This window comes from Blautia sp. MCC283, assembly GCF_018785565.1.
Classification (GTDB): Bacteria; Bacillota; Clostridia; order Lachnospirales; family Lachnospiraceae; genus Blautia_A.
Genome location: NZ_WQQB01000028.1, coordinates 250718 through 275995, shown reverse-complemented (window position 1 = coordinate 275995; position 25278 = coordinate 250718). Strand labels below are relative to the sequence as shown.

The following is a 25278-nucleotide window of genomic DNA, read 5'->3' as shown; positions in this document are numbered from 1 at the left end:
AGAACAGAAAACCGCTTATTTGGAGGAATTGATTATGTGTCTTGCAACTGTATATAAAGAAGAAGATAATTCAGTAATTTTTAAAAATGTAAGCCGCATTGATGTGGACGGAAATAAATTGATCCTTCGTGATATCATGGGAGATGAGCGCGTGGTAGAGGGCAGTATTCTCATGGTAGATCTGGCGAACAGTATCGTGAAACTGCAGTGTGACTGATATTACAGCAGTTTTATGGAAATGTGAGCTGAGGGAATGACAGAGATCATTCCTATAAAAATATAATAACACTAAGACGTGGAGGACGATCAATGAAATTATCTGAAGCAATGAGAGAAAAAATGCTGCTTTCCTTTGAACTTTTTCCGCCAAAGACAGAAAAAGGTATGGCAAACCTGCCGGAAACCATTGAACATCTCATGAAGTATAGACCGGAGTATATTTCCTGTACATACGGTGCCGGCGGCGGAAATGTCGGTGCCAACAGGGAAGTATGCCAGATGATCAGGAATGCAGGAACTGTTCCTGTAACACACTTCACAGTGATCAAGAACACAAAAGAAGGAATCAGACAGCAGTTGGAACAGTATCTGGCAGATGGCGTTGACCATATGCTGGCACTTCGCGGAGATATTCCACTTGGTGAGACAACAACCTGTGGAGACTTCAATTATGCGACAGACCTTGTTAAATTTGTCCGTGATGAATTTGGCGATAAGTTCGAGATCGCAGTAGCCGGTTCACCGGAAGGCCATATCGCATGCAGAAGCTTGGATGCTGATATTGCTGTTTTGAGACAGAAACAGGACAATGGTGCTGATTATATCATGACCCAGCTCTGCTGGGATATGGAACAGTTTAAATACTGGTTGGACGCTATCCGCGAGGCTGGAGTGACAATGCCTGTAGATGTTGGTGTAATGCCAATCCTGGATCAGGCAGCTACCATTAATATGGCTCTTTCACGTAATGGCTGTGTAATGGACAGTGAGCTTTGCAGGCTGATCTCCAGAAACTGGCTGTTCCCGAATCCGTTTAACGCTAAAGATGCTGATGGTAAACCATTTGACATGTTCTATGAGGACAAGGTTAAACGATTCAAAGAAGAAGGAATCGAATACACCATCAGACAGATCGATGAGTATCGCGCTCTTGGTGTTGACGGTATCCATCTTTATGCATTAAACAAATGGAAAGATGTATCCGAGATCATTGACAGATCCGGACTTCGTACACTTATCTAATCATCAACGAAATAAATAAGAATTCCGGCACGATGCGGAGGTGTCAGAACAGTATCAGGCACCTCCCTTATGCGCCGGCATAACAGATATAAAATCAGGAGGTGCCCGTTTTATGGCACATGTTATTGCAGTCGCCGGAAAAGGCGGCGTTGGAAAAACTACATTATGCGGAATGCTGATCCAGTATCTCTGCGAAAAGAAAAAAGGACCTGTACTGGCTGTAGATGCAGATGCCAATTCAAATCTGAATGAGGTTCTTGGCGTAGAAGTAGATACGACTCTTGGCGATGTCCGCGAGGAGATCGCACATGCTGAGATGGCAGAGAAAAGCCCGATCCCCAAAGGAATGTCCAAGGCAGATTATGCGGAGGTACGTTTTGAGGATGCTCTTGCAGAGGAAGATGATTATGATCTTCTTGTAATGGGAAGAACCCAGGGAAAAGGCTGCTATTGCTTTGTAAATGGTCTGCTTCAGGCACAGCTTGCCAAATACCAGAAAAATTATCCGTATATTGTTGTGGATAACGAAGCTGGAATGGAACATATCAGCAGAGGAATCCTTCCGAGCATGGAGACAGCAATTCTTGTAAGTGACTGCTCCAGAAGAGGCGTTCAGGCAGTTGGCAGGATCGCAGAACTTATTAAGGAATGCGATATGAAGCCTTCCAGAGTAGGCCTTATTATCAATCGCGCGCCAAAAGCAGAACTGAATTCAGGAATCCTTGAGGAAATCCGGAATCAGGGACTCGATCTGATCGGTGTGGTGCCACAGGATGAGGCAGTTTATGAATATGACTGCGATGGTAAACCAACCGTTACTCTTCCTGAGGATAATCCGATGAGAAAAGCAGCTTTTGAAATTTTTGATAAATTAGGTTTATAACGAAATATAAACCTTTTTTTAAAAAAGAAAATAACCCATGGGTGGGGATGGGTTCCTGCCCTGGGCTTATTATAAAAAGAAAAATAAAAATAGATGTGCTATTAAAGGAGGTCTATAATGAGTGAATTCAAATTAACTACAGTGGAGGAATTTGAAGCCGCTACAGCCCGTCTTCTCGAGACAGGTGCAAAGGTAGGAGCAGATGCATGGCAGATCCGTGCAAAGAACCAGACTCCGCACTGTAAATTCGGTGAGCAGGGTATCTGCTGCCGTATCTGTGCAATGGGACCGTGTCGTATTACACCGAAGGCTCCAAGAGGAATCTGCGGATGTGATGCTCATGGTATCGTAGGAAGAAACTTCCTTAAATTTACAGCCGGTGGTGCAGCTACTCACTCCGATCATGGTCGTGAGATCTGCCATACACTGTACTGTGCAAAAGAGGGCGGAAATTATCAGGTAAAAGATCCTGAGAAACTGCTTCGCATCGCTAAAGAGTGGGGCGTGGAAACAGAAGGCAAGGATATCTATGATCTGGCTCATGAGATGGCTGAGATCGGTCTTATGGAATATGGTAAACCGTTCGGATATCAGAGATTCCTTGACAGAATGCCTGCAGGACAGAAAGAAAAACTGATCGAGAACGAAATCGCACCACGTGCTATCGACCGTGAGGTTGCAAGCTCCCTGCATATGTCTCATATGGGATGTTCATCTCTTCCGGAGGCACTTGTAAAACAGTCTATTCGCTGCGGTATGGCTGATGGATGGGGCGGTTCCATGATGGGAACAGAGTTCTCTGATGTATTATTCGGAACTCCGAAGCCACTTGATACAGAGGCTAACCTTGGAGTAATGGTTGAAGAGAACGTAAACATTGTTGTACACGGACATGATCCGAGTCTTTCTGAGATGATCTGTGAGTATGCAGACAGCAAAGAAATGATCGATTATGCAAAATCTGTAGGAGCAAAAGGAATCACCGTTTCCGGTGTGTGCTGTACTTCTAACGAGGTAGCTATGCGTCGTGGTGTTCCGATGGCTGGTAACTTCCTGCAGCAGGAGAACGTAGTACTGACAGGTGCTTGCGAGGCGATCGTAGTTGATGTTCAGTGTATCTTCCCTGCATTAGGACCTCTGAGCAAATGTTTCCATACTAAATTTGTTACAACTTCTCCGATCGCTCAGATGCCGGATTCTGAATTTATCAGATTCAACGCTGAGACAGCAGGAGAAAATGCAAAAGCAATCGTTAAGATGGCTATCGATAACTTCAAGAACAGAAAACCTGAGCTTGTACATATCCCGCAGCTGAAACAGAAAGCTACTGTTGGTTACTCAGTAGAAGCAATCGTCAAAGTTCTTGATGGTGTTACAAACTCTCAGGTTGACGTAACAGGAACAACCAAACCATTACTTGAGTGCATCACTTCCGGTGTTATCCGTGGTGCTGTTGCTATGGTTGGATGTAACAATCCTAAGATCCGTCCTGACTATGCACATATCGAACTGATGAAGAAGTGTATCGCAAATGATATCATTATCATCGCTTCCGGATGTTCCGCACAGGCAGCTGCTAAAGCTGGTCTGATGGACAAATCCGCAAGAGATCTCTGCGGTGCAGGTCTGAAACGTGTCTGTGAGCTGGCTGATATCCCACCAGTACTTCATATGGGATCCTGCGTAGATATCTCCCGTATGATGATCCTGGCTGCTGAACTTGCAAAAGATGCAGGACTTCAGATCAATCAGCTTCCTGTAGTAGGATGTGCTCCTGAGTGGATGTCTGAAAAAGCTGTATCCATCGGTAACTACGTAGTTGGTACTGGTATTGATACATTCCTTGGTGTTGATCCATATGTTTCCGGTTCTTCAGAAATGTGCGAGCTTCTTACAGAGGGAACAAGAAAATGGACAGGTGCTGCTTACACAGTAGAGACAGACATCGAGAAATTAGTTGATCTTATGATCGAGAGAATTGAAGAGAAGAGAACAGCATTAGGAATCTAATCCGTTGCGATCTTTAAAATGTTATAAAAGGTGGAAGACGTAAAATGAAAATAGCAGTAACCGGTAAAGGCGGAGTAGGAAAGACAACTTTCGCAGCAACACTTGCAAGACTATACGCAGATGAGGGAAAAAAAGTCCTTGCGGCGGATGTGGATCCGGATGCGAACCTGGGTCTTGCCCTTGGATTTGACGAGGAAACCTTGGATTCTATTGTTCCAATCTCAAAAATGCGTAAGCTCATAGAAGAACGCACCGGAGCCAACAGCCAAAATCAGTTTTATAAACTGAACCCAAAGGTAGACGATATTCCGGATACTTATGGAAAAACCTGTAATGGCGTAAAGCTGCTTGTCCTTGGAACTGTGGAAACAGGTGGAGGCGGATGCGTCTGTCCTGAACATGTGATGCTTAAAAGAGTGATCAATAACCTTGTGATCCACAGAGATGATGTGGTGATCATGGATATGGAGGCCGGCCTGGAACATCTGGGCCGGGGCACCACGGAGAGCATGGATGAATTTATTGTAGTGATCGAACCAGGGGCAAGAAGCGTTCAGACTTACAAGAATGTCAAACGTCTTGCAAAGGATCTGGGAGTTTCCCAGGTTAAGGTCGTAGCCAACAAGGTACGAAATCCGGAAGATGAAGAATTTATCCGGAACAAGATCCCGGCAGAAGATCTGCTTGGAATGATCCACTACAATACAGAAGTTATGGACGCTGACCGTCAGGGAAAATCTCCCTACGATTTCAGTGAGACTGTAACTGCTGAGATCAGAAAAATCAAAGGCAAAATTGATCAGAATTCAATTCTGTAAAAATAGGAGGTATTACAGTGACTTTATTTGATAGAGTATTCGGCGGAAACGATGCTGTATATGGTTTAACAGAGGGTGCTATTGACGGCGCGATCGCTCAGTATGGCGAAGACAAAGCTGTCAGCTTCCCGAATACCGCTTACAGCCTTCCTTGCTACTATGCTGTAACAGGAACAAAAGTTACAACATTAAAAGAATTAAAAGAAGCTCTTGGCGTTGTAAAAACACTTATGACAAGAGAGAAAAGACTGAACGATGCATTCATGTCCGGTGTTGCTACAGCACTCTGCGCAGAGTTCATCGAGGTTCTGAAATATATCGACGGAGCAACTCCTTACGAAGAGCCATGCTATGGACATCTTGGTGATGCTGTTATCCGTGAGCTCGGTGTACCGCTTGTAACAGGCGATATCCCAGGCGTTGCTGTTATCCTTGGTGCTGCTCCTACTACAGAAGAGGGTGTTGCTCTTGTAAAGAGCTATCAGGCACAGGGTATCCTGGTAACACTTGTTGGCGGAATCATTGATCAGGTTGCAGAAGCCGGAATGAAGACAGGTGCCAACGTTCGTGTTATTCCTCTTGGAAAAGATGTTACATCTGTTGTTCATGTAGTTTCCGTTGCGATCCGTGCAGCGCTGATCTTCGGTAATGTAACACCTGGAGATGCAGGAACACTTATGAAATACACAATGGATCGTGTACCGGCATTCGTTAACGCATTCAAACCTCTGGATGATGTGATCGTAGCATGTGGTGCAGGCGCTATCGCACTTGGATTCCCGGTTGTTACTAATGAGACAGAGAATATCTTCCGCGTACCGAAGAGCCTTATCGTTCAGGAGGACGTAAGCAAATTTAACGCTACTTCTCTTGAGGCGCGTGATATTAAGATCAAGATCACAAATATTGATATTCCGGTTGCTTTCGCATCTGCATTCGAGGGTGAGATCATCCGTCGTAAAGATATGCAGGTTGAGTTCGATGGCTCCCGTGTAGACTGTGCAGAGCTTGTACATACCTGCGATGCTTCTGAGATCGAGGATCACAAGATCACAGTAATCGGACCTGAAGTAGATGAGATGGAATTCGGCAGCAAGAACAGCATTGCATATGTTGTTAAAGTTGCAGGTAAGAATATGCAGCCTGACTTTGAGCCGGTTATCGAGCGTAAATTCCACAACTACATCAACTGTATCGAGGGTGTATACCATACAGGACAGCGTGATATGCAGCGTATCCGTATCAGCATTGACGCATTTAATGCAGGATTCAGAATCAAACATATCGGTGAAGTTCTTTATGCATCTGTTAAAAATGAGTTCGATGCAGTTGTTGATAAATGTGAGGTTGTTATCTATACAGATCCTGCTGAGTGTACAAGAATCCGTCATGAGGTTGCAATTCCGATCTTTGACAAACGTGATGAGCGTCTTGATACTCTGACAGATGAGTCTGTTGACGTATATTATAGCTGTATCCTTTGCCAGGCATTCGCACCAAGCCACGTATGTGTAGTAACACCTGAGAGACTTGGTCTTTGCGGTGCGGTTTCATGGCTGGATGCAAAAGCTACACATCAGCTTGACCCAGCTGGCCCTTGCCAGATCATCACAAAAGAGCGTCCGATCGATGAGAATCTTGGTTCTTATGAGGACGTTGATGAGGCAGTTCAGAAATTCTCCCAGGGTGCTCTGGAGCACGTTACACTGTACTCTATCATGCAGGATCCGATGACTTCCTGCGGATGCTTCGAGTGTATCTGTGGTATCGAGCCATTCTCCAACGGTGTTGTTATTGCTAACCGTGAGTATGCAGGCATGACACCACTTGGAATGACATTCCCTGAGATGGCATCCATGACAGGTGGTGGAGTTCAGACACCTGGATTCATGGGACATGGTAAACATTTCATTTCCTCCAAGAAGTTCATGAAGGCTGAGGGCGGTATCGAGCGTATCGTATGGATGCCGAAAGAGCTGAAAGAATTCGTAGCTGACAGACTTAATAAGACTGCAAAAGAGCTTTACGGAATCGATAACTTTACAGACATGATCGGTGATGAGACGATCGCAGAAGATCCGGAGACACTGGTTGCATTCCTTACAGAAAAAGGACATCCGGCTCTCGGACTTGATCCGATGATGTAATTTATCCGGGAGAAAGGATGTGCGGACATCCTTTCTCCTGTAAACTGTTAAAAAGTTTGTTGATTTTTTAACAGAAATATAGTGCTGCATCTTGCCAATAACTGGTGCTATGTAGTATAATATAAGAAGCTCTGTAGTTTTTAATTATTATTTTTAAGGAGGCTAACGAAAAATGCCGTTTAATCAGAAACCACAAAAGTTCAATGCAAAGATTAATGCTGTCACAATCGGAAGCGGAGATAAGACTGTGACAATTGGTGGGGATTGTACATTCCCATTTTATTCCTTTGACGCAGAGTCAGAGAACTGCCCGAAGATCGGTGTAGAGATCTCTGATATGGGTCTTGAGGGCGTATCTGAAGGTATCAAAGCTTACTATGAAGGCGCTACTACAATGGCTGACATTGCTAAGAAAGCTGCAGCTATGGAGGGTGCTGACTTTGTTGCACTTATTCTTGAGGGCGGCGACCCGAACGGTGTTAACAAATCTATCGATGAGCTGATCGCAGTTGTTAAAGAAGTTGCAGATGCAGTTGACTGTCCACTGGTTGTAGAGGGCTGCAAGAATGTTGAGAAGGATGCAGAGCTCCTTCCGAAGGTTGCAGAGGCTCTTCAGGGCAGAAATGCACTGATCCTTTCCGAGAAAGAGGAGAACTACAAAGCAATCGGTGCAGCAGCAGGTCTTGCTTACAATCAGATCGTAGGCGCTGAGTCTGCCGTTGATATCAACCTTGCTAAACAGCTTAACGTTGTTACTACACAGCTTGGTGTAGATGCAAAGAAGATCGTTATGAATATCGGTAGTGCAGCAGTTGGTTATGGATATGAGTACGTAGTATCTACTATGGACCGTATCAAAGGTGCCGCTTTAGGCCAGAATGATAACATGCTGCAGATGCCTATTATTACACCTGTATCCGCTGAGACATGGAATGTTAAAGAGGCAATGGCTTCTGAAGCAGACATGCCGGCATGGGGACCACAGGACGAGCGTGGAATCGACATGGAAGTTGAGACAGCAGCAGCTGATCTTGCAGCTGGTTCTGATGCAGTTATCTTAAGACATCCGGAATCTGTTAAGACAATTTCCAAGCTGATCAAAGCACTTGCGTAATAAATAGGAGGATAAAGAGCTATGGCACTGAATGGTATTCAGATCTTTAAATTAACACCAAAGAAAAACTGTAAGGAATGTGGATGCCCTACATGTATGGCTTTCTCTATGAAAGTTGCACAGGGCGCTATGAAAATTGAGCAGTGTCCTCATATGTCCGAGGATGCATTAGCATCTCTTTCTGAGGCAACTGCACCGCCAATGAAAACTATCAAGATCGGAACAGGCGATGGAGAGTTTACACTTGGTGGAGAGACTGTTCTTTTCAGACATGAGAAGACATTTGTAAGCAAAACAAGATATGCCGTATCACTTTGCACATGCATGAGTGATGAAGAAGTAGAAGCAAAACTTGCAGAGATCCCACACGTTGACTATGATCGTATCGGTGAGAGAATGCATGTAGAGCTTGTGTATGTAAACTGCGATGAGAATGCAGATGCTGCAAAATTTACAGCACTTGTAGAGAAGGCTAAAGGTCTTGGAAGAACACTGATCCTTGGCTGTACAGATCCTGAGATCGCAAAAGCTGCCCTTGAAGTATGTAAGGACGGCAAACCGGTTCTTAACGGAGCAAACGCTTCCAACTACGAGGCAATGAGCAAGGTTGCTACAGATGCAGGCGTAGTTCTCGGTGTATCCGGTAAGGACATCAATGAATTATATGATACTACAGCAGCTATTGAGAAACTTGGCAACAAGAATCTCGTACTTGATACAACAGGAGCTGACATCAAAGAGACCTTTGCAAATACTGTACAGGTTCGTCGTGCAGCTCTTAAGAATCAGGACAGAACATTTGGTTATCCTTCTATCGTTAACCTTGTTAAACTTGCGAAGGGTGACAAACATTTACAGGCAGCACTTGCTTCCATGTTTACTATGAAATATGGTTCTATCATCGTTATGGAGCAGATGACATATGCAGAGGCACTTCCGCTGTTCGGTCTTCGTCAGAACGTATTTACAGACCCGCAGAAGCCAATGAAGGTAGAACCGGGCATTTATCCTCTGAACGGAGCAGACGAGAATTCTCTCGTTGTAACAACAGTAGACTTTGCTCTTACATATTTCGTAGTATCTGGCGAGCTGGAGCGTTCCGGTGTTCCGCTTAACCTGGTGATCAATGATGCAGGCGGACTTTCCGTTCTGACATCCTGGGCAGCAGGTAAATTCTCCGGAAACAGCATCTCCGAGTACATCAAAGAGAATGTTGAGCCGAAGGTAAAATGCAGAAGACTGGTTATTCCTGGTAAAGTAGCTGTTCTTAAGGGCGACCTTGAGGCTAAGCTTCCTGGATGGGAGATCATCGTAGGACCAAGAGAAGCAGTACAGCTTGTGAAATTCTTAAAAGACCTGGATGCATAATCCTTAAGGTTTAAGAAATCAGCTGCTCAGCAATGCCGCTGACAGTTATGAGAGGCTGTGCAGGCTTTCTGCACAGCCATATCCTACTAATATGTAAAGGAGAACACGAGTATGGCAAAATTCGTAACAATTGGAGAGAGACTTTCAACAACAGCACCGGCAGTAAACAAAGCGTTTACAGAGAGAGATCCTGAGCCGATCATCAAAAGAGCAAAACAGCAGCTTGATGCAGGCGCTACATATCTTGATGTAAACATCGGACCGGCTGAGAACGATGGCGAGGATCTTATGAAATGGGCAGTACAGCTCCTTCAGTCTGAGTTTGACAATGTTCCGCTTGCTCTGGATACCACAAACCAGAAAGCAATCGAGGCTGGTATTTCTGTATACAACAGAAGCAAGGGAAAACCGATCGTAAACTCTGCAGATGCTGGCGACAGAATCTCCAACATCGACCTTGCAGCAGCTAACGATGCGATCTGTATCGCACTTTGCTCTTCCGGTATGGTTGCAGCAGATAATGACGAGCGTATGATGCACTGCCAGAACATGCTTGAGAGAGGTCTTGGCCTTGGTATGGAAGCAGAGGATCTCTGGTTCGATCCGCTTTTCCTTGTTGTAAAGGGAATGCAGGACAAACAGATGGAAGTTCTTGAGGCAATCAAGATGTTCTCCGAGATGGGACTGAACTCCACAGGTGGTCTTTCCAACAACAGTAATGGTATGCCAAAACATATCCGTCCGATCATGGACTCTGCTCTTGTAGCTATGGCTATGATGAATGGTCTTACATCTGCAATCGTTAACCCGAATGACCTTCGTCTTATGGAAACAATCAAATCCTGTGACGTATTCAAGGGTAACACACTTTACGCAGATTCTTACCTTGAGATCTAATTTGGCGTGTGAACAAAACAGGAGCGCTATTTCAGAGGCTGGGGGCTTCGGCCTTCAGCCTCTTTTTTACTAATATAGTTTAGTCTAACTCCCAGCGCCACAGGTGGAAGACAAAAACATTCACGAGGCGAGAAAGGTGGTTACTGAATGTTTAAAGTAACGTTTGCTTTTGAAAATGGCAGTACGGTAGAAGCATTTGCCAATGCGGGGGATAATTTACTGGAGGTTGCTCGTGGTGCCAATGTGGCTATCGATGCACCATGTTCCGGAAACGGAGCCTGTGGAAAATGTCGGGTACAGTTAAAAGGCGGAGAACTGGACTCAAAGAAAACTCTTCATATTTCTGATGAAGAATACAATGCTGGCTGGCGTCTGGCCTGCATGAGCAAGATCACGGCTGATGTAGAAGTTCTTGTTCCGGACATTGCGTCCGCATATAAGAGCCGGATGAAGGTCGCCGACTTAAGTTCAAAAGAAGAAATTGCTATTTTTGAAAAAGCCAAGCATGAAGTAGAATCAGCTGGCATAGAACTTACAAACAGTCTTGATGTTATAGAAGTACACATGGAGGAACCATCTCTGGATGATACCATGCCGGATAATGAGAGACTGACACGGGCACTGCGGAAATATATGAATCTCAAACATATCAGAATTCCCTATTCCGTGCTGAAAAAACTTCCGGATGTACTTCGAAACAGTAAATTTTCAGTGAAATGTGTGGTTCGTACAACACCGAACGACATGTTTGTATACGATATTTTTGACAGTAAAGAAGATGTTGTGATCGGTGGTCTTGCCGTAGATATCGGTACCACAACAGTTTCTGCAGTTCTGATCAATATGGAAAGCGGAGAGATCCTGGCCAAAAGCTCTTCCGGAAACGGACAGATCCGTTTTGGTGCGGATGTTATCAACCGTATTATTGAATCTCAGAAACCTGGGGGAAAAAAGAAGCTTCAGGATGCAGTGATCAAAGAGACCATCAATCCGATGATCCACGAGATGTGCAGAAGCATTCACTTCCCGGAACAGCAGATCTACCGGATGTGTGTTGCTTCCAATACAACCATGAATCATCTGTTTGCAGGAATTAATGCGGATCCCCTTCGTATGGAACCGTATATTCCGGCATTTTTCAAAACAAATTCTCTGTTTGCGTCAGATGTGGGAATTGAGATCAACCCTGACGCACATATTATCATGGCGCCGAATATCGGAAGCTATGTAGGTGGAGATATCACTGCAGGTACACTGGTAAGTATGATCTGGAACAGACCGGAGTTCTCTCTGTTTATTGACCTTGGTACTAACGGAGAGCTGGTATTCGGTAATTCCGATTTCATGATGAGCTGTGCATGTTCCGCTGGTCCTGCCTTTGAGGGTGGAGACATCAGCTGCGGTATGCGTGCCACTGATGGTGCCATTGAGGCATGTACCATTGATAAAGAGACCATGGAGCCGACATACAAGGTTGTAGGGGATCCTGGAACCAAGCCGGTAGGACTTTGTGGTTCCGGTATCATTGATGTGATCAGTGAACTCTTTATGACAGGAATCATCAATCCGAAGGGTAAATTCGTCCGCGAGGGCAAGAGAGTCCGTCACGATCACTATGGCATGGGAAGCTATGTGATCGCATTTGAAGAGGAAGCCGGTTCTGTTAAGGATGTGGAGATCACAGAAGTTGATATTGACAACTTTATCCGTGCCAAAGGTGCTATTTTCTCGGCCATCCGTACCATGCTGAATTCTCTTGATTTTGACGTTTCCATGATTGACGATGTATATGTTGCCGGTGGAATCGGAAGTGGAATCAATATGGCAAATGCGGTGCATATCGGAATGTTCCCGGATATTCCTCTTGAGAAATTCCACTATATTGGTAACTCTTCTCTTACAGGTGCTTATCTGATGCTTCATTCCACACCGGCAGAGAAAAAGACATACGAACTTGCATCCAATATGACTTATCTGGAGCTTTCTACAGTTCCGACTTATATGGACGAGTTTGTAGGTGCATGCTTTATTCCGCATACGGATACACATCTGTTTCCGTCTGTTATGGAAGAACAGCAGAAGAGATAATACAGACTAAAATGGCAGAGGTAAAACATGGCTTTTAGTATAAATGACCTGAATTATGAAAAAGACAGCAAGGAAAGGATGCCCTGGGAACATTATACAGAAGAGTTCCAGAAAGCAGACCCGGCAGAGATTGCCGGGAGGCTTTCTATTCCCTATGATGAAGAGACAAAACAGCTGACTCTGAAATTTCTGGGAACGGTGTATCATATTTCCTGGCCGGATTTTCAGGTAACTCATGAGAAAGATGATATGGGATTTTATCCGTTGGAAGAAATGATCTATGCGAAGATCCTTACCATACGTTTCCTGCTGAATGGAAATAATTCCCAGGGAAGCGGAAGATTTAAGACCTACAGGGAAATGCCCTGGGGGGAGGTATATCTCCGTCAGTTTGATGGCAGATGTATCAAGCGTCTGGCCTTTACCTATGGAAACAGACTGAAGGATTTTAAGGGGATCATGGAGCACATCCATGCAGCTCCTGTAGATCATGGCGATATTGCCTATCAGGTGGAGATATTCCCCGGATATCTGATCCAGATGATCCTGTGGGAGGGTGATGAGGAATTTCCACCTTCTTCACAGATATTGTTTTCCGATAATTTTCCGGTTTCCTTTGCAGCTGAGGACATGGCTGTGATGGGAGACGTTATCATCGGATCTCTGAAGGCGTTTTTGAAATGTCTTTAAAAAAGTTAAGAACAGGATGGGACCTGTTTTTATAGAAATGCAGTTTTAAGGGATTAAAAACTGTAAAAATACCTAAAGGGAGGTAACATTATGGGATTTAAAAGTGACATCGAAATTGCACAGGAGTGCGAAATGCTTCCAATCACACAGATTGCAGAGAAGGCAGGTATTGATGACAAATATCTGGAGCAGTACGGAAAGTACAAAGCAAAAATTGATTACAATCTGTTAAAAGAGAGTGACAAGAAAGATGGTAAGCTGATCCTCGTAACAGCTATCAACCCGACACCAGCAGGAGAGGGAAAAACAACAACAACCGTTGGTCTTGCAGATGCAATGCAGAAAATGGGCAAAAAAGTAATGGTAGCTCTTCGTGAACCATCCCTCGGACCGGTATTCGGTGTAAAAGGTGGTGCAGCAGGCGGCGGTTACGCACAGGTAGTTCCGATGGAGGATATCAACCTTCACTTTACCGGTGACTTCCATGCGATCGGTGCGGCAAACAACCTTCTTGCAGCAATGATCGACAACCATATCTTCCAGGGTAATGACCTGAACATTGACCCGAGAAAGATCACATGGAGACGTTGCGTGGACATGAACGACCGTCAGCTTCGTAATGTAGTAGATGGTCTTGGCGGAAGAACAAACGGTATGCCACGTGAAGACGGATACGACATTACAGTTGCATCTGAGATCATGGCAGTTCTCTGTCTTGCAAGCGACATCAAAGACCTGAAAGAGAGACTTTCCAGAATTATCATCGGATATACCTATGGTAAAGTTTCCGAGCAGAAACCGGTAACAGCTGGTGATCTTCATGCAGAGGGTGCTATGACAGCACTTCTGAAAGATGCCCTGAAACCAAACCTTGTACAGACACTGGAGCATGTTCCGGCAATCGTTCACGGCGGACCATTCGCAAACATCGCTCATGGATGTAACTCCGTAACAGCTACCAAGATGGCTATGAAACTTGCAGATTATGCTATCACAGAGGCTGGATTCGGTGCAGACCTTGGTGCTGAGAAATTCCTTGACATCAAGTGCCGTATGGCAGGCCTTCATCCAAGCGCAGTTGTTATCGTAGCTACTGTTCGTGCACTGAAATACAACGGTGGTGTTCCGAAGGCAGATCTGAACAACGAGAACCTTGAGGCTCTTGAGAAAGGTCTTCCAAATCTTCTGAAACATGTAAGCAATATCAAGAATGTATACAAACTTCCATGTGTAGTTGCTATCAATGCATTCCCGACCGATACCAAGGCAGAGCTTGACCTGGTTGAGGCAAAATGTAAAGAGCTTGGCGTTAACGTTGCACTTTCCGAGGTATGGGCAAAAGGCGGCGAAGGCGGCATGAAGCTTGCTGAGGAAGTGATCCGTCTTGTTGAGGAGCCGAATGACTTCACATATGCTTATGAGCTTGAGGGATCTATCGAGGATAAACTGAATAACATCGTACAGAAAGTTTACGGTGGTAAGAAAGTTGTTCTTACAGCAAATGCTCAGAAACAGGCAAAACAGCTGGAAGCTCTTGGATTTGGCAACTGCCCGATCTGTGTAGCTAAGACACAGTACAGTCTGACAGATGATCAGACAAAACTTGGCGCACCGACAGACTTTGAGGTAACAGTACGTAACCTGAAGATTTCCGCAGGTGCAGGATTTATCGTTGCCCTGACAGGTGAGATCATGACTATGCCAGGTCTCCCGAAAGTTCCGGCAGCAACCAAGATCGATGTAGATGAGACAGGTAAGATCACAGGCCTCTTCTAATCGGAACATAAGATCAAAAACTACCGGAGGGGGCTTTTTATAAAAGCCCCCAATGGGCTCTAAAGAGTGCTAAAATAAGAATATAAGGAGGAGAGTCCTATGGGATTTTCTACCAGTACATGTACTGAATTTGTTGAGGTATTAAGCTCCAAGGCACCGGTTCCTGGCGGCGGCGGCGCTTCTGCTCTTGTAGGTGCGGTTGGTACAGCTCTTGGAAACATGGTTGGAAGCCTTACTGTTGGCAAGAAAAAATATGCAGATGTTGAGGACGAGATGTGGGAGCTGAAAAAGAAATGTGATCAGCTTCAGAAAGATTTCCTTCATCTGATCGAGAGAGACGCAGAAGTATTTGAGCCTCTTTCCAAAGCTTACGGAATGCCAAGAGAGACAGAGGAAGAAAAAGCAGAGAAAGCCCGCGTTATGGAGGCTGCTCTGAAAGAAGCCTGCTCTGTTCCGATGGAGATCATGGAGAAATGCTGTGAGGCCATTGAACTTATCGTTGAGTTCGGTGCAAAAGGTTCCAAGCTTGCGATCAGTGATGCTGGCGTAGGTGCTGCATTCTGCAAAGCTGCTCTTAAGGGAGCAAGCCTGAATGTATACATCAATACAAAGTCTATGGCAGATCGTGCGTATGCAGAGGAATTAAACAAAAAAGCAGACGCTATGCTTGAGAAATATACAAAGATCGCAGACGAGACATTTGACAGTGTTCTCGGAAGACTGAAATAGGAGGAACCAGACAAATGGCAAAGCAGTTATTAGGTAAAGAAGTAACAGCAGCTCTTAACGAGAAGATCAAAGCTAACGTTGCAGAGCTTCAGGCAAAAGGTGTAAATCCTACACTTTGCATTATCCGTGTTGGTGAGAATCCAAGCGATATTTCCTATGAGAGAGGAGCAACCAAACGTTGCGAGACTCTTGGGGTTGCATGTGAGAAGATTCTTCTTCCGGAGGACGTTTCCCAGGATGAGCTTCTTGCAACTATCGATAAAGTAAACAAAGATGACAAGATCCACGGCGTTCTTCTGTTCCGTCCGCTTCCGAAACATCTGGATCAGGCAGTGATCGAGAATGCTCTTGCAGCAGAAAAAGACGTTGACTGTATGACAGATCTTTCCATGTCCGGTGTATTCACAGGCAAAAAGATCGGATTCCCGCCATGTACACCACAGGCATGCATGGAGATCCTGGATCATTACGGAATCGACTGCACAGGCAAAAAAGCTGTTGTGATCGGAAGAAGCCTTGTAGTTGGTAAACCAGCTGCAATGATGCTTGTTAAGAAAAATGCGACAGTTACCATCTGCCACACAAGAACCGTTGATATGCCATCCGTTGCAAAAGAGGCTGATATTGTTATCGTTGCAGCTGGCCGTGCTGGTGTTGTTGGGGCTGACTATGTCAGAGAGGGACAGACAATCATCGATGTTGGTATCAATGTAAACGCTGAGGGTAAACTTTGCGGTGATGTTGATTATGCGGCAGTTGAGCCGATCGTTGATGCGATTACACCGGTTCCTGGCGGAGTTGGAAGTGTTACAACTTCTGTTCTTGTAGGTCATGTAGTTGAAGCTGCAATGAGAAAAGCGCAGTAATAGCAGTAATAAAGGATTGATTATTTATATATGTACAGATTCCGAAATTGTTTTTGTTTACGGATGATGGTGCTTGCAGGCGTTCTGGTGTTCGGAACGCCTGCAGGTGTTTTGGCAGAGGATGTGGATCATTCCATGGAAGGGCAGATTTCGAAGCCGCAGTCATCCGGAGAGAGTGATACAGATAGTTTTGTGGATGATTCCACAGATAATACTTATGGATATTATACGATCATGGGGTGTACCACAGTGGATGTGGAGGATATGGTGGCGCAGTATGAGGCGCAGAATGTGGAGTATCCTTCGGATGTCCTGACAGAGGGTGGTGCACCGGATATTGATACGTTTTGCACGATTGTGATAGAGGAAGCGGATGCAGAGGGTGTCCGTGGGGAAGTTGTTTATGAGCAGGCCATGCTTGAGACCGGATGGCTCCAGTTTGGCGGGGATGCCAGCGCGGGGCAGTTTAATTTTTCCGGGCTTGGAACTACAGGTGGAGGCGTTGCCGGAAATTCTTTTCCGGATGTAAGGACCGGGATCCGGGCGCAGGTGCAGCATCTGAAGGCTTATGCCTCATCAGAGGATCTGAACCAGGCCTGTGTGGATAACCGCTTTCAATATGTTGCCCGGGAGAGTGCTCCTTATGTGGAATGGCTGGGGATTCAGGAGAATCCTTATGGAGGTGGCTGGGCTGCCGGGAGGAGTTATGGATATAAGCTTCGGAGCCTTCTGGCGGGTCTGAAAGGTGAGGAGTATGCCTGGCCGGAGAGCACGGAGACGGTGGAGAGGTAGTGGCGGACAGTAGTGGCGGAGGGGTTGGCCGTGGTAGGCTGTCTGGCTATACGGTAGGATGTGGATGAGGGACGGAGGCGGGCTTTGCCCTGTCCTGGTTGATAAAAATGGAGATGTAACCTTGAGGTTTAATTAAGGTTGCATCTCCGTTTTTGGTTTCGTATAAAATATTTCTGGGAATTATCTGGAAAAATATTTCGATATATTAGTTCAGTTCCAGGTTTTCAAGTTCCTGTGAGGGAAGCTTGGGTTCTGAGGTGTCTACGTATTTTTTGAGGGCTTTGGAGGTTTTGGCGAAGCCGGCGTTGGTTCCGGCGCCGCCGATGCAGCCTCCTGGGCAGGCCATGCCTTCGATCATGCAGTTTTTGATTTTGCCGGCTTTGGCGAGGGTGAGGACTTTTTTGCATTCGGCAAGGCTTTCTGCGTGTTCGATGTGTACGGGTACGTCGGGGTAGTATTCTTTCAGGCAGTTTTCGATGGCTCCGGCTACACCGCCTGCGATGGCATATCCTCTTCCTGCGGCGGTTGCGGCCTGGGTTTCTTCCGGGAGTTCTTCGCAGGTGGATGGGGTGATATTTTTGGCATCAAAGAGACCCCAGAGTTCTTCGAAGGTGATTACGAAGTCTACGTCACTTCTCACGGAATGGCGCATAGCTTCCAGTTTTTTGGAGGCGCATGGTCCGATGAAGACTACTTTGGCGTTAGGGTGTTCTTTTTTTACAATGCGGGCGGTTGCTACCATCGGGGTCAGCTCCTGGGAGATGTTGTCGATCATGGCCGGGAAGTATTTCTTTGCCATGACGGACCAGGACGGACAGCAGGAGGTGAGGAGGAACGGGAGGTTGCCGGTGGCTACTTCTTTGGCATAGTGGTGTGCTTCAGAGATGCAGCCGATGTCTGCGCCCAGTGCTACCTCATAAATGTTTGAGAAGCCCAGCTGTTTAAGGGCGGAGCGGAATTTGCCTGGGGTGACGTCTTCGCCGAACTGATTGATATAAGCAGGTGCAACTTCTGCAATGATCTCAGTTCCTTCACGGAGGGCGTGGGAGAGCTGGAAGATCTGGGATTTATCGGAGATGGCTCCGAATGGGCAGCTGACCATACACATACCACAGGATACGCATTTGTCCTGGTTGATGGAAGCTCTTCCCTGTTCATCACTTTCGATGGCTTTTACACCGCAGGCGCGTTCACATGGACGTTCTTTATGGGCGATGGCATCGTAAGGACAGACTGCTTTGCATCTTCCGCAGTGGATGCATTTATCCTGGTCGATAAAGGATTTGCCGTCTACCATGGAGATGGCGCCTTTGGGGCAGGTGAGCATACAGGGATGGGCAACACAGCCACGGCACATGTTGCTGACTTCATATTTGTTGGATTCGCATGCGGAACATGCGGATGGGATCACCTGCATAAGAGGTGGCTCGTAATATTTCTCATCAATGTTGCTGGCTTTTACGCCGTCAGTCAGATGGACAGAGCGGTTCTCCGGACGGAGAGAAAGGCCCATGGCCAGGCGGACACGTTCGCTTGCAACAGCTCTTTCACGGTAGATACTTTCACGGTATTTCGCACGTTCTTCTACGATGTTGTAGGGAATGGATTCAATATCGTGGATCAGGGATTCGTCCGTGGATTCAAATCCGATCTTCGCAATTTCTGTAAAAATCTTTCTTCGGATCTGTTTAACTGGTGTGTCGAGATTTCGCATAGAGTTTCTCCTTTTCAAAATAAGATTAATAAAATGTTTTCCACGCACTTTTCTTTCATATTAAAGTAAATGAGAAATAAAATCAATAACAGGAATGTTTTTTACCGGGAACATAAAGTAAATTTGTTCCTTTATTATCATAACTGTTAAAAATTGAACATTTTTTGGAGAAAATAGACACAAAACCAGTAAGCCATTGTAAACTTTTCAATATATTCTGAAAAAACCGAAAAAAGCACTTGTGGAAAATGACGATATAAGTTATAATTAAAAGCACAAAAATAGTGCAAAATAATGGTTTGCATAAACGCGCGGCACTGACAAAGTGTTAGAGTATCAACCTGTAATGGGAGCAGGCTGATCAAGTGGAAAATCTATGAGAAACAAGGAGGGAACCGAATGTTAGACCAGACGTATTACAAGAAAACGGATGAGATCATCGAGCACTACGGTCGGAAAGCTGCATCACTGATTCCGATCATGCAGGATATCCAGGCTGAGTATCGTTATCTCCCGGGAGAGCTTCTTACTTATGTTGCGGAACAGATTGGTGTAAAAGAAGCGAAGGCGTACAGCGTAGCCACTTTCTATGAGAATTTTTCCTTTGAACCGAAAGGCAAGTACATTATTAAGGTATGTGATGGTACTGCCTGTCATGTACGTAAGTCCATGCCTGTTAAGGAAGCCATGCTGAAAGAGCTTGGACTGACCCATAAGAAACATACAACGGATGATATGCTTTTTACAGTTGAGACTGTTTCCTGTCTGGGTGCATGTGGACTGGCACCGACACTGACTGTAAATGATGAAGTTCACCCGAAAATGACTCCTGAGAAGGCTGTTGAGCTTTTAAATGAATTGAGAGGTGAGAGCGTATGAGTATAACCAGTATGGAAGATCTGAAAAACAAACAGGCTGAGGTTAAGAAGAATCTTGATGGCTATACCTGCCGTGTTCTCGTCTGTTCCGGTACCGGATGTATCGCTTCCGGTGCTCAGAAGATTTACGAAGAAATGTCAAGACTCTGTGAAGGTATCGAGGGTGTTGCGGTTGAGATGCAGAAGGATGTTCCTCATGTAGGTATCGTTAAGACCGGATGCCAGGGATTATGTGAACTTGGACCTCTTATGAGAATTGAGCCATATGATTATCAGTATGTTCATGTTCAGGTAGATGACTGCCGCGAGATCGTAGAGAAAACCGTGATCTGCGGACTGCCGGTTGACCGTCTGTTCTATCGTCATAATGATGAGGCCTGTCCACATCCAAGCGATATTCCGTTCCTGAACCAGCAGACAAGGATCGTTCTTGAGAACTGTGGTAAGATCGATGCAGAGTCTATTGATGAATATATTTCCGTAGGTGGATTTTCCGCTATGGCGAAGGCTTTCTTTGAGATGACCCCGCAGGGCGTTATTGATGAGATCACAAAATCCGGTCTCCGTGGCCGTGGTGGTGCAGGTTTCCCTGCTGGCAAGAAATGGTCACAGGTAGCACGCCAGCCGGAGAAAGTACGCTATGTAGTATGTAATGGTGATGAGGGTGACCCGGGAGCTTTCATGGATGGTTCCGTAATGGAAGGTGATCCGTATAAGATGATCGAGGGTATGGTGATCGCCGCTTATGCAGTAGGCGCAGAAGACGGTTACATTTATGTACGTGCCGAGTATCCTCTTTCTGTACAGAGACTTCGAATGGCCATTGAGCAGGCAGAGTCTTATGGCCTTCTTGGTGATAATATCCTTGGTTCCGGTATTAATTTCCACTTACATATCAACCGTGGTGCCGGAGCGTTCGTATGTGGTGAAGGTTCTGCCCTGACTGCATCCATCGAGGGTAACAGAGGTATGCCTCGAGTAAAACCTCCGAGAACTGTTGAGCAGGGTCTGTGGGGCAAACCTACGGTTCTTAATAACGTAGAGACTTATGCCAACGTACCGAAGATCATCCTTCAGGGTGCTGACTGGTTCCACACCATCGGTACAGAGGGAAGCCCTGGAACCAAGACCTTCTCACTTACCGGTTCCATTGAGAACACCGGTCTTATCGAGGTTCCAATGGGAACAAGCCTCCGTCATATCATTTATGATATCGGTGGTGGCCTTAAGAGTGGTGCTGCATTTAAGGGTGTACAGATCGGCGGTCCTTCCGGCGGATGTCTGATCGATGATCAGATCGATCATCCTCTTGATTTTGATTCTGTTAAAAAACTGGATGCCATCATGGGCTCCGGCGGACTTGTTGTTATGGATGAGAATACCTGTATGGTAGAGGTTGCACGTTTCTTCATGAGCTTTACACAGCGTGAGAGCTGCGGTAAATGTGTTCCTTGCCGTGAGGGTACCAAACGTATGCTTGAGATCCTGGAGAAGATCGTTGCAGGTAAAGGTGAGCTTTCCGATCTGGATGAGCTGGAAGAACTTGCAAACATGGTTCAGAGTATGGCTCTGTGCGGTCTTGGTAAGAGTGCGCCGCTTCCGGTCATCAGTACTCTGAAGCGTTTCCGTGACGAATATGTAGAGCATATCGTAGATAAGAAATGCCGCGCGAAGGTCTGCACGGCGCTCCGTCAATTCCATATCAATCCTGAGTTCTGTATCGGCTGTGGCAAGTGTGCGAAGAACTGTCCGGCAGGTGCGATTTCAGGAAAGATCAAGCATCCACATGTAATCAACAACGACGTATGTATCAAATGCGGTTCCTGTAAGGATAACTGTAACTTTGATGCGGTTTATGTGGAAGCATAGAAGGGAGGATATCTTATGGGTACAATGACAATTGACGGAAGAAAAGTAGAATTTACCGACGAAAAAAATGTCCTGACAGTCATCAGGAATGCCGGTATCAATATCCCCACACTGTGCTACCATTCAGAGCTTTCCACATTTGGAGCCTGTCGTCTCTGCACAGTTGAGGATGACAGAGGCAGGACTTTTGCATCCTGTTCCGAGCAGCCGAGAGATGGAATGGTGATCTATACCAACTCCGGCCGTATCAAGAAATATCGTAAACTGATCGTAGAGCTTCTGCTTGCAGCACATTGCCGTGACTGTACAACCTGTGTAAAGAGCGGTGAATGTATTCTTCAGGAGCTGGCACACCGCCTTGGTGTACGTAACATCCGTTTTGAAAATACGAGAGAGCAGCATGAGATCGATGAAAGCTCACCGTCCATTATCCGTGATCCGAATAAATGTATCCTCTGCGGTAACTGTGTACGTGCCTGTGAGGAACTTCAGGGAATCGGAGCTCTTGGTTTTGCGTTCCGTGGAACTGAGGCTATGGTTATGCCTGCATTTAACAAGAAGATCACAGAAACACAGTGTGTAAACTGTGGACAGTGTCGTGTTTACTGCCCGACAGGAGCTATTTCCATCCGTACACATATGGACGAGGTATGGGATGCTCTGGCTGATAAGGATACCCGTGTGGTTGCACAGATTGCGCCGGCAGTCCGTGTTGCAGTTGGTGATCATTATGGCCTTGCCAAAGGCAGAAGTGTAATGGGCAAGATCGTAAATGCTCTTCATAAGATGGGCTTTGATGAAGTCTATGATACAACCTTCAGTGCTGACCTTACTATTATGGAAGAGACCAAGGAGTTCTTAAACAGAGTGGAAAAAGGCGAGAACCTTCCACTCCTGACTTCCTGCTGTCCGGCATGGGTGAAATTTATCACCGATCAGTATAAGGAATACGTTCCAAATATCTCCACCTGCCGTTCCCCACAGGGAATGATGTCTGCAGTTATCAAGGAATACTTCCGTGATCCGGAGCATGCAGCAGGCAAGAAAACAGTTATGGTTTCCATTATGCCATGTACAGCCAAGAAGGCAGAGGCGATCCGGCCAAATAGCTTTACAGAAGGCGAGCAGGATACCGATATCGTTATCACAACCACAGAGCTTCTCCGCATGATCGACAACTTTGGTCTTGATTTTGCAACACTGGATCCGGAAGCATGTGATATGCCATTTGGATTTGGTTCCGGCGGTGGTGTTATCTTTGGTGTTACCGGTGGTGTTACCGAGGCCGTTCTTCGAAGACTGAGTCCGGATCACAGCAAGGAAGCCATGCATGAGATCGCAGAGTGCGGTGTTCGTGGTGAAGAGGGAATCAAGGAATTTACCGTTCCGTATAAAGGCATGGATATCAATGTATGCGTAGCCAGCGGCCTTGCAAATGCAAGAACCGTTATGGAACGTGTAAAGAACGGCGAAGCAAACTATCACCTGATCGAGGTTATGGCATGCCGCCGTGGATGTATTATGGGTGGCGGTCAGCCGACCAGATCCGGTGACAGGACCAAGGCAGCAAGAGCAAGAGGCCTTTACAATGCGGACAACACCATGATCATCAAGAAATCTGATGAGAACCCGCTGGTTCTGGAGCTTTATGAGGGACTCCTCAAAGGCAAAGAGCATCATCTGCTTCACAATGAGTTCTATATCAAAGACTGATGTAAGAAATATAAAGAGCTGCTGTTCCCGGTGAACAGCAGCATATAAGAAGCTTCCCGGGCATATACTGTGGTATGCGGGAACTGGTCTTTTAACCAAATCAACTGCGGAGCAGTTATTTGGTTATGAGCAAGTAGCGAAGCGGATTGCGAATATCCGCTTGACGATAGTTCCCGGAACTTACAGGACAGTATATGCAGGGAGGCTTTTTTATATGGAAAACTTTCAGGTTTACCGTGATATCCAGGCGCGGACGGGCGGGGATATCTACATAGGGGTTGTGGGCCCGGTCCGTACAGGAAAATCCACATTTATCCGGAGATTTATGGAGCTGGTGGCACTGCCTGCGATCAGTGAAGGAAAAAAAGCAGAACTTCAGGATGAACTGCCCTTAAGCGGTGCCGGGAAAATGATCACGACTGTAGAACCCAAATTTATTCCAAAAGAAGCGGTGGAAGTATCCATAGGGGAAAACCAGAAAATCCGGGTAAAGCTTATCGACTGTGTGGGATTTCTGGTAAAAGATGCGTCCGGAAATGTGGAAGAAGGCAGGGAACGGATGGTCAAAACGCCCTGGCAGGAAAAAGCAATCCCATTTCATGATGCGGCCCGCATCGGAACGGAAAAAGTGATCAGCCAGCATTCCACCATCGGAATTGTAGTCACAACAGACGGAAGCTTCGGGGAAATTCCCAGAGAAAATTTTATTCCGGCAGAAGAACAGACAGTAAAAGAGCTGAAAGCCCAGGGAAAACCATTTCTGCTCCTGGTAAACTCCCAGACTCCGTACGGTGAGGAAACCGGAAAAATCGTAAAAAATCTGGAAGAGAAATACGGAGTATCCGTTCTGGCAGTGAACTGTGAACAGCTCAGAAAAGAAGATGTGACCAGAATCCTGGAAAAAATCCTTTATGAATTTCCAGTCAGCGAGATTGAACTGTTTGTTCCGAAATGGGTGGAGATGCTTTCTCCGGAACATGAAGTAAAAGCGGCACTGTTAAATGAAATCCGGGAAAAAATGACCAGACTTACCCATGTGCGGGATGTAAACAGAGAATCGATACGTCTGGAGAGTCCCTATGTAGAAGATACACTGCTTGAGCAGATCAGTCTTTCCGATGGAACCGTCCGTGTCCGGATTGCAGTAAAAGATATTTATTATTATCAGATGCTCAGCGAAATGAGCGGAATTTCCATGGAAAGTGAATATGAACTGATCCAGACCATGAAAGAACTTGCCGGAATGAAGGAGCAGTTTGTAAAGGTCCAGGCCGCCCTGGAGGCGGTAAAGGAAACCGGCTATGGGGTGGTAGTGCCGGAACTTTCTGAGATCACCATTGAAGAACCGGAAGTAATTCGCCAGGGAAATAAATTCGGAGTAAAGATCCGGTCAAAAAGCCCTTCCATTCATATGATACGGGCAGGAATCGAAACGGAGATCGCCCCCATTGTCGGCACAGAGCAGCAGGCAGAAGATCTGATAAAATATATCAAGGAAAGCCCGGACCGGGGAGAAAGCATCTGGGAGACCAACATTTTCGGAAAATCCATCCAGCAGCTGGTAGAAGACGGAATCAAAAACAAACTGGCCATGATCAGTGAAGAAAGCCAGGTAAAACTCCAGGATACCATGCAGAAGATCGTAAACGACAGCAAAGGCGGCCTGGTTTGTATTATCATATAA

At 45.9% G+C, this 25278-nt stretch carries 20 protein-coding genes; 19 read left to right on the top strand and 1 reads right to left on the bottom strand.

From position 1 onward, the window contains the following. Nucleotides 1-34: 34 nt before the first annotated feature. The 15 genes from GPK81_RS10690 to GPK81_RS10620 all read left to right on the top strand — a co-directional run bounded on the left by GPK81_RS10690 (nucleotide 35) and on the right by GPK81_RS10620 (nucleotide 17420). The gene (locus GPK81_RS10690; RefSeq protein ID WP_021975843.1) at nucleotides 35-217 is read left to right on the top strand and encodes a CooT family nickel-binding protein; all 183 of its coding nucleotides are present in this window, start codon (nucleotides 35-37) and stop codon (nucleotides 215-217) included. A 92-nt stretch (nucleotides 218-309) separates the two neighbouring features. Beyond that, nucleotides 310-1242, top strand: a complete 933-nt coding sequence (locus tag GPK81_RS10685) for a methylenetetrahydrofolate reductase (protein ID WP_215707019.1) — start codon at nucleotides 310-312, stop codon at nucleotides 1240-1242. Between the two features lie 112 nt (nucleotides 1243-1354). Next, nucleotides 1355-2125 (top strand): ATP-binding protein, encoded by a 771-nt coding sequence (locus GPK81_RS10680; RefSeq protein WP_215707018.1) that lies wholly within the window; start codon nucleotides 1355-1357, stop codon nucleotides 2123-2125. 117 nt (nucleotides 2126-2242) lie between these two features. Further along, nucleotides 2243-4135: an anaerobic carbon-monoxide dehydrogenase catalytic subunit gene (cooS, locus tag GPK81_RS10675; protein WP_021975846.1), complete on the top strand. Its 1893-nt coding sequence runs from the start codon at nucleotides 2243-2245 to the stop codon at nucleotides 4133-4135. 44 nt (nucleotides 4136-4179) lie between these two features. Further along, the gene (locus tag GPK81_RS10670; RefSeq protein WP_215707017.1) at nucleotides 4180-4953 is read left to right on the top strand and encodes an ATP-binding protein; all 774 of its coding nucleotides are present in this window, start codon (nucleotides 4180-4182) and stop codon (nucleotides 4951-4953) included. 17 nt (nucleotides 4954-4970) lie between these two features. Next, nucleotides 4971-7100 carry an acetyl-CoA decarbonylase/synthase complex subunit alpha/beta gene (gene acsB / locus GPK81_RS10665; protein ID WP_021650184.1) on the top strand — a complete coding sequence of 710 codons (2130 nt, stop codon included), beginning with the start codon at nucleotides 4971-4973 and terminating at the stop codon, nucleotides 7098-7100. 172 nt (nucleotides 7101-7272) lie between these two features. Then, nucleotides 7273-8214 carry an acetyl-CoA decarbonylase/synthase complex subunit delta gene (gene acsD, locus GPK81_RS10660; RefSeq protein ID WP_015525297.1) on the top strand — a complete coding sequence of 314 codons (942 nt, stop codon included), beginning with the start codon at nucleotides 7273-7275 and terminating at the stop codon, nucleotides 8212-8214. A gap of 21 nt (nucleotides 8215-8235) precedes the next feature. Beyond that, on the top strand, nucleotides 8236-9582 hold the full coding sequence (gene acsC / locus GPK81_RS10655) for an acetyl-CoA decarbonylase/synthase complex subunit gamma (RefSeq protein ID WP_015525296.1): 1347 nt from the start codon (nucleotides 8236-8238) through the stop codon (nucleotides 9580-9582). Nucleotides 9583-9693: 111 nt separating this feature from the next. Next, nucleotides 9694-10479, top strand: a complete 786-nt coding sequence (gene acsE / locus GPK81_RS10650; RefSeq protein ID WP_118062497.1) for a carbon monoxide dehydrogenase/acetyl-CoA synthase methytransferase subunit — start codon at nucleotides 9694-9696, stop codon at nucleotides 10477-10479. Between the two features lie 147 nt (nucleotides 10480-10626). After that, the gene (gene acsV / locus GPK81_RS10645) at nucleotides 10627-12567 is read left to right on the top strand and encodes a corrinoid activation/regeneration protein AcsV (protein ID WP_178744336.1); all 1941 of its coding nucleotides are present in this window, start codon (nucleotides 10627-10629) and stop codon (nucleotides 12565-12567) included. A gap of 27 nt (nucleotides 12568-12594) precedes the next feature. Next, nucleotides 12595-13257 carry a DUF3786 domain-containing protein gene (locus GPK81_RS10640; RefSeq protein WP_118062495.1) on the top strand — a complete coding sequence of 221 codons (663 nt, stop codon included), beginning with the start codon at nucleotides 12595-12597 and terminating at the stop codon, nucleotides 13255-13257. A gap of 90 nt (nucleotides 13258-13347) precedes the next feature. After that, nucleotides 13348-15033 (top strand): formate--tetrahydrofolate ligase, encoded by a 1686-nt coding sequence (locus GPK81_RS10635; RefSeq protein WP_015525292.1) that lies wholly within the window; start codon nucleotides 13348-13350, stop codon nucleotides 15031-15033. A gap of 99 nt (nucleotides 15034-15132) precedes the next feature. Beyond that, complete coding sequence (locus GPK81_RS10630; protein WP_021977714.1) at nucleotides 15133-15762, top strand: cyclodeaminase/cyclohydrolase family protein; 630 nt, start codon at nucleotides 15133-15135, stop codon at nucleotides 15760-15762. Between the two features lie 14 nt (nucleotides 15763-15776). Beyond that, on the top strand, nucleotides 15777-16628 hold the full coding sequence (locus GPK81_RS10625; RefSeq protein WP_118062494.1) for a bifunctional 5,10-methylenetetrahydrofolate dehydrogenase/5,10-methenyltetrahydrofolate cyclohydrolase: 852 nt from the start codon (nucleotides 15777-15779) through the stop codon (nucleotides 16626-16628). A gap of 30 nt (nucleotides 16629-16658) precedes the next feature. Continuing rightward, nucleotides 16659-17420, top strand: coding sequence for a glucosaminidase domain-containing protein (locus GPK81_RS10620; RefSeq protein ID WP_330426543.1), 762 nt, complete (start codon nucleotides 16659-16661; stop codon nucleotides 17418-17420). A 205-nt stretch (nucleotides 17421-17625) separates the two neighbouring features. Here the strand turns inward: GPK81_RS10620 and GPK81_RS10615 are convergent, their stop codons facing one another. Then, nucleotides 17626-19134 (bottom strand): 4Fe-4S dicluster domain-containing protein, encoded by a 1509-nt coding sequence (locus tag GPK81_RS10615; protein ID WP_173739426.1) that lies wholly within the window; start codon nucleotides 19132-19134, stop codon nucleotides 17626-17628. A 399-nt stretch (nucleotides 19135-19533) separates the two neighbouring features. On the opposite strand from GPK81_RS10615, the gene GPK81_RS10610 reads away from it, so the two are divergent. The 4 genes from GPK81_RS10610 to spoIVA all read left to right on the top strand — a co-directional run bounded on the left by GPK81_RS10610 (nucleotide 19534) and on the right by spoIVA (nucleotide 25278). Then, nucleotides 19534-20013, top strand: coding sequence for a complex I 24 kDa subunit family protein (locus GPK81_RS10610; RefSeq protein WP_021977710.1), 480 nt, complete (start codon nucleotides 19534-19536; stop codon nucleotides 20011-20013). Then, nucleotides 20010-21881, top strand: a complete 1872-nt coding sequence (locus GPK81_RS10605) for an NADH-quinone oxidoreductase subunit NuoF (protein ID WP_021977709.1) — start codon at nucleotides 20010-20012, stop codon at nucleotides 21879-21881. The genes GPK81_RS10610 and GPK81_RS10605 overlap by 4 nt, the downstream gene beginning before the upstream one ends. A gap of 15 nt (nucleotides 21882-21896) precedes the next feature. Next, nucleotides 21897-23594, top strand: coding sequence for a [FeFe] hydrogenase, group A (locus GPK81_RS10600; protein WP_118062491.1), 1698 nt, complete (start codon nucleotides 21897-21899; stop codon nucleotides 23592-23594). Between the two features lie 214 nt (nucleotides 23595-23808). After that, nucleotides 23809-25278, top strand: a complete 1470-nt coding sequence (spoIVA, locus tag GPK81_RS10595) for a stage IV sporulation protein A (RefSeq protein ID WP_215707016.1) — start codon at nucleotides 23809-23811, stop codon at nucleotides 25276-25278.